We start from the raw sequence: 6,303 nt of genomic DNA, 5'->3' as shown, positions 1-6,303 counted from the left end.
TATTCTTTATTTAAAACTTTGCAACAGAACCTTCTACACACTGACTTGGGTAGCCAATACACAGCCAGAGAAGTGGAACAATGGCTTGAAACCAACAAAATAAGGCATTCTTATAGTAGAAAGGGAATACCTTATAATAATGCTGGAATCGAATCTTTCCATGCTTCATTGAAAAAGGAAGAAGTCTACACGACTAGCTAATCAGATTTTTAAGAAGCAAATCGAGCACTATTTAGCTACATTGAAGGGTTTTATAACCGAAATCGAATCTATAGCTCGATTCACTATCTAACCCCACAGGAGTTTGAAGAGTTGGCAAAAGCAAAAATGACGTAACAGTCTCTACTAAAATATGTCCAAGATATTGACTCAAATCCAAGATGACGTACTACGATTTGTTGGTCTTTCTCTTTCCTTATTTATCTGAATGAAGCAATACGTAATTTATCCGGATCGAAGAAGAACTAGCTGGTTATGCAAAATTAGCTAGATTTCCCGCAGAATAAAACCAGACGTAGAAACCACGTGGTCTTTTAGTTGATTCAGTAAAAGAAGCCGAAGCCAAAGTTAAGACGTTGGTTTCGGCTTCTTTGGCTTTTAATTGTGGGAACGCACACAAAGAGCCAAAAAAGATTACTGACAGCCATCTTCTGATGGATGCCAGTAATCTTTTTTAAGTTCTTGTTCAAAAGGTTTGATAAAATCAAAGCTAGAAACTAGATCCGGTCATGCTTGTTGCGATCATTATCGCGTAAGTCTTCTACATGGACATCACCACTCGTATCGATATCTAGTTCTTCTCGGCTGACGTTTTCACTTACTTGTTTCATATCTTCGTGTTCTTGTTTACGAATGTCGACTTCTTCTCGAACGACCGTGCGTTTGTTGACATCGATCTGTTCTTCTTTGATTGGGATCGTGATCGTGTCGTCTTCTAGCGTATCATTGACATCGGTAGTTGCAGCCGCACCATCTACGGGCTTTCTTTCGATCACGATTTCTTCTCGTTTAACCGGTACTTCGACTGTTTTCGTCTCATTGACAACATTTTTATGGATATCGACTTTACCCGTCGTCACATCATGCGTATTGATATCCAATTGTTCTTCTTTAAGCTGGATACTATCAGTATCAGTATCTATATCAGTTGTACGTGCAGCATCTGATGCATGTAAATTATTTGTGCGAGTGGCACCAGCTGCATGTCTGCCTGTAACATTTTCAGTTGCTTGTGTTGGGTCGTTTTTATAATTATTGACGGTGATAATAATTTTTCCAGCTGAGATATCATCTCTATATTGGTAAAGCGGGTCGTTGTTTGCATAGTCAGCTTCTTCATTTAAACTTGAATCGTATTCGTACGTATCAGCAGAAAATGCATCTTTGATTTTTTCCCATAGTGAGCGATCTTCGTGAGTCGTTTCGACGCCATTTACGCCGGTTTCAACATCGATTCCTGACAGTCCAGCAAAACCAAAATTTGTAGCTGCATCTTTGGTGGTGTAAATAATGATATCATCACGGCTATAGCCTTCTCTTTGCAGTTGTTCGATCACGGATAAAGCTTCTTCTCTCGTACTGTAACTTCCAATAACTGTTAGATTTCTTTCGATCATATAAATACCTCCCATTTCAACTTTTTTTTGAATATGATTACAATTATAGTTTAACGAATAAATGACGTTAAAACAAATAATACGAATGTATGTATCAATTAAAAAATAAAATAAGTGGTGTTTCTTTTGTTATAATCAAGAAGTTTTATCGTATTTTTATCGGTATAGGACCTTTTCATCTTATGAAAGGTAGGCTTAGATAAAATAATCGCAGAATATTTTTTGTTCGGCTTTTGTTATAATAGCGCCGATTGTAAAATTAAGCTAGACAAATAAAAAAGTCATTTGTGCTACACTCAAGATAGTTCCCGCAAAAGAATTATAAGGAGTGAAGACAAATGACCTATACCCATCTTATATCAAATGAACTTGCAATGATAGAGGCGTATTATAATAATCATCAATCTGTAGCTAAAACCGCAGTACTATTGAATAGATTTAGACAAACGATTCATAAAGTTTACCAATTTTTCAAAACAGGGCACAATGCTCTAGATTATTTCAATCAATACAAGAAGAATAAAACTCGCTGTGGCAGACGTCCTATTGTCTTATCAGATGAACAAACAGAATATATTCAAAAGAGGGTTGTTCAAGGTTGGGCACCTGATGTGATTGGTGTTAGTATCAAAAGAAGAAGCTATGAATCAAATAAGTTTTATGATAGATAAATGGAAAAAGCAGTATCCACGGGTAGTTAAATTACTCATGAATCCTGCTATATTAACCTTTTATAATTTTCCTCCATCAATCAGAAGAACCATTTATTCAACTAACTTGATTGAAGGTTTTAACAAACAATTAAAGAAATATACAAAAAGAAAAGAACAATTTCCTAATGAAGAATCTCTGGAGAGATTCTTAGTTTCTCAATTCAACAACTATAATCAGAAGTTTTTGTGTCGGATTCATAAAGGTTTTAAAGAAATACAAGATACACTAGAATCAATGTTTTAACTTAACCGACAGAATGGTTTTTTCCATTTACACATAATTCTTGACGCAACCGTTTGAATCGTTTCTTAAAAAATACAAATATATTAGAAACATTCAACTAAGAAAATTCATGTAATTGAAAAGATATAATCTAATGATAAGAGGAAAAATATGTTTAACAGAGTAGTGAATAAGGACGGTTTAAGAAGTTTTTTTGCCACTAGACAAAACCATTTGGAGGGTTACGCTATTGAAATAGAGAAAGACCTAGAAGGACCTGTGAATGAACGAAACATTGATCCCCCTGAGTGTTCCGACAATACCTTTGATGAGCGTTCCTCTTTAGAAATAGCTATTGCAGAAGCCCTCAAAATGTATGATTGTGGCTCCTATACTATTGCCGAAATCACAAATAAAACTGGTATATCAAAGTCCGCCATATATGGTGCTCTGGCAAAAAGAATTTTAGATATTTAGGAGTTGCAGATATAAAAATACCCCTTTTCGAATGAAAAAGAGGTATTTTTCGCCTGTTTTAATTTTGATAGAGAACTATAAAAAATTAACGTATACATTCTTTGCCTAAACATATATTTATCTATGGGGAATATCGTACCGTTACAGTAATATTTTGCGATTTTAGAAGAACGAGTTCTTATTTTAAAAATTTTTCAATGAAGGTGATATATGCCTCTACAACAGACTGTAAAAATTTTTTGTTTCATCATTCGTGATCTTTCCGTCGTCATCTAATAATTTTTGAGAGTTCGATAAATATACTTCAGGTTGCTGAAGGACAGGCATATTTATAAAAGTTAAGACTTGACGTAAGGCATGGTTGGCTAATGCTCCGCTAATGTCCGAAATAGAGTGCGTCACAACTAGCACGGGCTTTCCATCCCAAACATTTTCCCCATATGGACGAGAGGCTACGTCAATTGCGTTTTTGAATCCACCAGGAATAGAGCGATTATACTCAGGAGTTATAAAAACAATAGCATCTTGACGTTTGATAGCTTCACGGAAATCCAAATATACTTGAGGTTCCTTTCCATCATAGTCTTCACTATACAACGGGAGATTTGAGAAATCTAAATATTCTATTTCATACTCGCTCGGAAATAAAGCTTCCAGATTGTGGGCCCATCTTTCTAAAAAAGAATTTTGACGTAAACTTCCAACTATAAATCCAATTTAAACCATCATAACCATTCTTTCTGCTCTGTGGTTCTTAACACGATTGCAATATACACTTATATAATATCAGTTTAATCAAAATACACAAAAATACCCCCTACAAAATTGTAATTCAGTGACTAGCGTATTCCTGGCTACAAGCAACTTGAAACAGTACACTTATTTTACAAATACTTCCTCTCTTATTTAGTCTGAAGTATAAAACATTATTACGGTACAAGAAGCAGGCGACTGTTTAGAACAGATTTATAACGAGAAGCTCATTTCGCAAGAATGAATCAAGAGAAGTTACTAGGATACCTATTTACAAATAAGGAGGTAATACCATGCTAGTGGTTATAGATATGCAAAATCATATTCTTGATCCATCAACCCATTTTTATATTCCTGGTATTGAGACATTGATTCCCAAGATCGCCAATCGGATTAGCCAGGCTCGAGATTCGGGTGAATATATTCTATACACGCAGGACATTCCTATAGAGGTTAAAGATACCGAGAAGGAAGAGCAATACGAACTCCAGTTAATTAAAGATATAAAACCAAGACCAACCGAACGCGTCTTTAAAAAATATTACTTCAGCCTATCTCCTGAAAAAATTCTGGAAATACAGAACGAATTGAAGGAGAAGACCGAGGCCTACAAAAAGATCGAGATAGTGGGAGTTGAAACGAGTCTTTGTGTATTAGCTAATACGTTGAAGCTACAAAGCGCTTTCCCTGAAGCTAAGATCATCGTTCCTTCAACGTTAACTACGGGAAGGAAGTATACAGAGGAAGCGTTAGATATTTTGAAAGAATTCAACGTGGATATCCAATGACCAGTCGCAAAAAATACAAATGAGAGCTCCTGTTATTTGTATTTTTTGCGATTATTTATTTGCGGCCCTCACTCTACTTTCTTGTAGTACCTTCTATAAATAAAATCTCTCTATTTTGTACAAAAAAACATTCCAGATCCTAGCCGGATCCGGAATGTTAACCACAGTCTCATCAGATGGAGACTGTGTATTTTGATGGGGCGCTAGAGAGGTCCATTAAGTTTTTCTTCTATTTCCGTTTCTTGAGAAGTAATATCGGGATTAGTCGTTTTTTGAGCAATGATATCGGTGTTGGCCGTATCTTCCTCAATTTTGTTATCTAATTTTTGAAGTTGTAGTTTGGCAAATTCTCTCCCACCCAAACCGAATGCGAGTGCAAAAGCAATTGCGAGACCGCCCATGATGAATAGGAACGCAGTATTTACAATTGTGGAAGCAAATTGTAATTGATCGAGCGTCATGAAAACGGCCAAGACATACAGCATGTATTTGACAACCTCACCTAAGAGGGAACTTCCGGTAGACTCTTTCAGGAAAGCTGAGAGTGCATTTCCCCCGAATATGCCCAGTCCTAAGATAATGAGACCTATGAGGATAGAGGGCAAATAGCTAATAATCGCCAAGCCAATGGTATTCAATACTTCTAGATTTACCGCATTCAAGGCTTCTACCGTGAAGAAGACAATGATTACAGCTTGGACAATTTTTGCGATTACTTGTGAAAGATTGAGGCGAGAAGTTCCCGTGGGATTTAGGTAGTGGGAGAAGCGATTGATTCCCGCATTTCCCAACAATCCTTCCAAAAGATCCGCTACATATTTAGCAATTAAGGTCCCTACAATGAGTAGGATTACTGCTACCAGAATATTGGGGATGGCAGCCAAAACTTGAGTGAGTACATTTACGATGGGCTCAGAGATGGAACGAATCTCTAAAGTCTCTAGCGCCATAGTCAAAACTGGAATCAACACGATTACAAAGGCCACATTAGCGAGAACGCGGGCAATCGTATTTTTCTGCACAGCAACGGGAGTTGTGCTAGATTGGTTAGCTTGATCTGAGGCCCGAGTATATTTTGAAAGCCATCGATCAACGTTGAGGGATTCCAACAGACTTTGAACCAGCTCTTTGACGAATTTGGCCACAAAGTAACCAATCGTCAAAATAATGACTGCCCCAAAGAGTTTGGGTAAGAAGGCCATAAAGTTATCGAACATGTTCGTGATTGGCAGCGCAATATTTGCGAGACCAATTTGCGCAAGAATGCCAGGAATAAAGAAGAGCCAGATTAGATAGTAGAAAACTTTCCCTAGGGAACCGATAATGTGTTGGGCATCTGCTACTGTGGCTGCCACACCCCATTTTACTAATTTGTTATCGAAGTGAATGACAGTTAGTCCTTTTACCACAGCTTTTTTCACCAATGTAGCGATAATCCAAGCTAATACCAACAATAAGAGAGCGCCTAGGAGATCCGGAAGGATATTGACAAAAGTGACCCACAACCCTTGTAACGAATTTGTAAATTGTTCCATTTTTTTTCCTCCTTTTGTTGTCTAAATTTATGGATAGAGTTCCATGTGCTAAGTATATCAGACCGGAAGTTGAATCCGAAACGAAAAGGGTTCTGTTGCAAAGTTTTAAATCTACTATCAGATAAGGTAGAATAATAGAAAAAGATAGTAGGAGGAATGACGATGAGTCATTTTAAAGGAAAGCAATTTCAGCAGGAT

At 36.8% G+C, this 6,303-nt stretch carries 5 protein-coding genes and 3 pseudogenes; 5 read left to right on the top strand and 3 right to left on the bottom strand.

All coding sequences use genetic code 11. The annotated features are described in order from the left end of the window. Nucleotides 1-336, top strand: a pseudogene (locus tag RV17_RS13720) (transposase); the annotation flags it as partial. A 380-nt stretch (nt 337-716) separates the two neighbouring features. Here the strand turns inward: RV17_RS13720 and RV17_RS12785 are convergent. Continuing rightward, on the bottom strand, nt 717-1,616 hold the full coding sequence (locus RV17_RS12785; protein WP_071869430.1) for a DUF2382 domain-containing protein: 900 nt from the start codon (nt 1,614-1,616) through the stop codon (nt 717-719). A gap of 338 nt (nt 1,617-1,954) precedes the next feature. Here RV17_RS12785 and RV17_RS12780 point away from each other — a divergent pair. From RV17_RS12780 to RV17_RS12770, 3 genes and pseudogenes are all read left to right on the top strand, one after another. Then, a pseudogene (locus RV17_RS12780) lies at nt 1,955-2,233 on the top strand (IS30 family transposase); the annotation flags it as partial. A 10-nt stretch (nt 2,234-2,243) separates the two neighbouring features. Then, a pseudogene (locus RV17_RS12775) lies at nt 2,244-2,573 on the top strand (transposase); the annotation flags it as partial. A 150-nt stretch (nt 2,574-2,723) separates the two neighbouring features. Beyond that, nucleotides 2,724-3,029 (top strand): hypothetical protein, encoded by a 306-nt coding sequence (locus RV17_RS12770; RefSeq protein ID WP_071869429.1) that lies wholly within the window; start codon nt 2,724-2,726, stop codon nt 3,027-3,029. Between the two features lie 216 nt (nt 3,030-3,245). Here RV17_RS12770 and RV17_RS12765 read toward each other — a convergent pair whose 3' ends face one another. Beyond that, nucleotides 3,246-3,686: an NADPH-dependent FMN reductase gene (locus RV17_RS12765; protein ID WP_249024369.1), complete on the bottom strand. Its 441-nt coding sequence runs from the start codon at nt 3,684-3,686 to the stop codon at nt 3,246-3,248. A 389-nt stretch (nt 3,687-4,075) separates the two neighbouring features. Here RV17_RS12765 and RV17_RS12760 point away from each other — a divergent pair, with 389 nt between their 5' ends. Then, nucleotides 4,076-4,570 (top strand): isochorismatase family protein, encoded by a 495-nt coding sequence (locus RV17_RS12760; RefSeq protein ID WP_071869428.1) that lies wholly within the window; start codon nt 4,076-4,078, stop codon nt 4,568-4,570. Nucleotides 4,571-4,773: 203 nt separating this feature from the next. On the opposite strand, the gene RV17_RS12755 is transcribed toward RV17_RS12760, so the two are convergent. Beyond that, a complete protein-coding gene (locus RV17_RS12755; RefSeq protein WP_071869427.1) occupies nt 4,774-6,105 on the bottom strand; it encodes a mechanosensitive ion channel in 1,332 nt (443 codons plus the stop codon). Nucleotides 6,106-6,303: the final 198 nt, after the last annotated feature.

It is taken from the genome of Enterococcus thailandicus, assembly GCF_001886265.1.
In the GTDB taxonomy this organism is placed as follows: domain Bacteria; phylum Bacillota; class Bacilli; order Lactobacillales; family Enterococcaceae; genus Enterococcus_B; species Enterococcus_B thailandicus.
Note: the sequence above shows the minus strand (reverse complement) of the source record. Positions and strands in the feature narration are given on the sequence as shown.

Bases quoted from the DNA above. Each gene is read 5' to 3' on its own strand.
- RV17_RS12785 (WP_071869430.1), bottom strand. From the start codon at position 1,616: ATGATCGAAAGAAATCTAACAGTTATTGGAAGTTACAGTACGAGAGAA.
- RV17_RS12770 (WP_071869429.1), top strand. From the start codon at position 2,724: ATGTTTAACAGAGTAGTGAATAAGGACGGTTTAAGAAGTTTTTTTGCC.
- RV17_RS12760 (WP_071869428.1), top strand. From the start codon at position 4,076: ATGCTAGTGGTTATAGATATGCAAAATCATATTCTTGATCCATCAACC.
- RV17_RS12755 (WP_071869427.1), bottom strand. From the start codon at position 6,105: ATGGAACAATTTACAAATTCGTTACAAGGGTTGTGGGTCACTTTTGTC.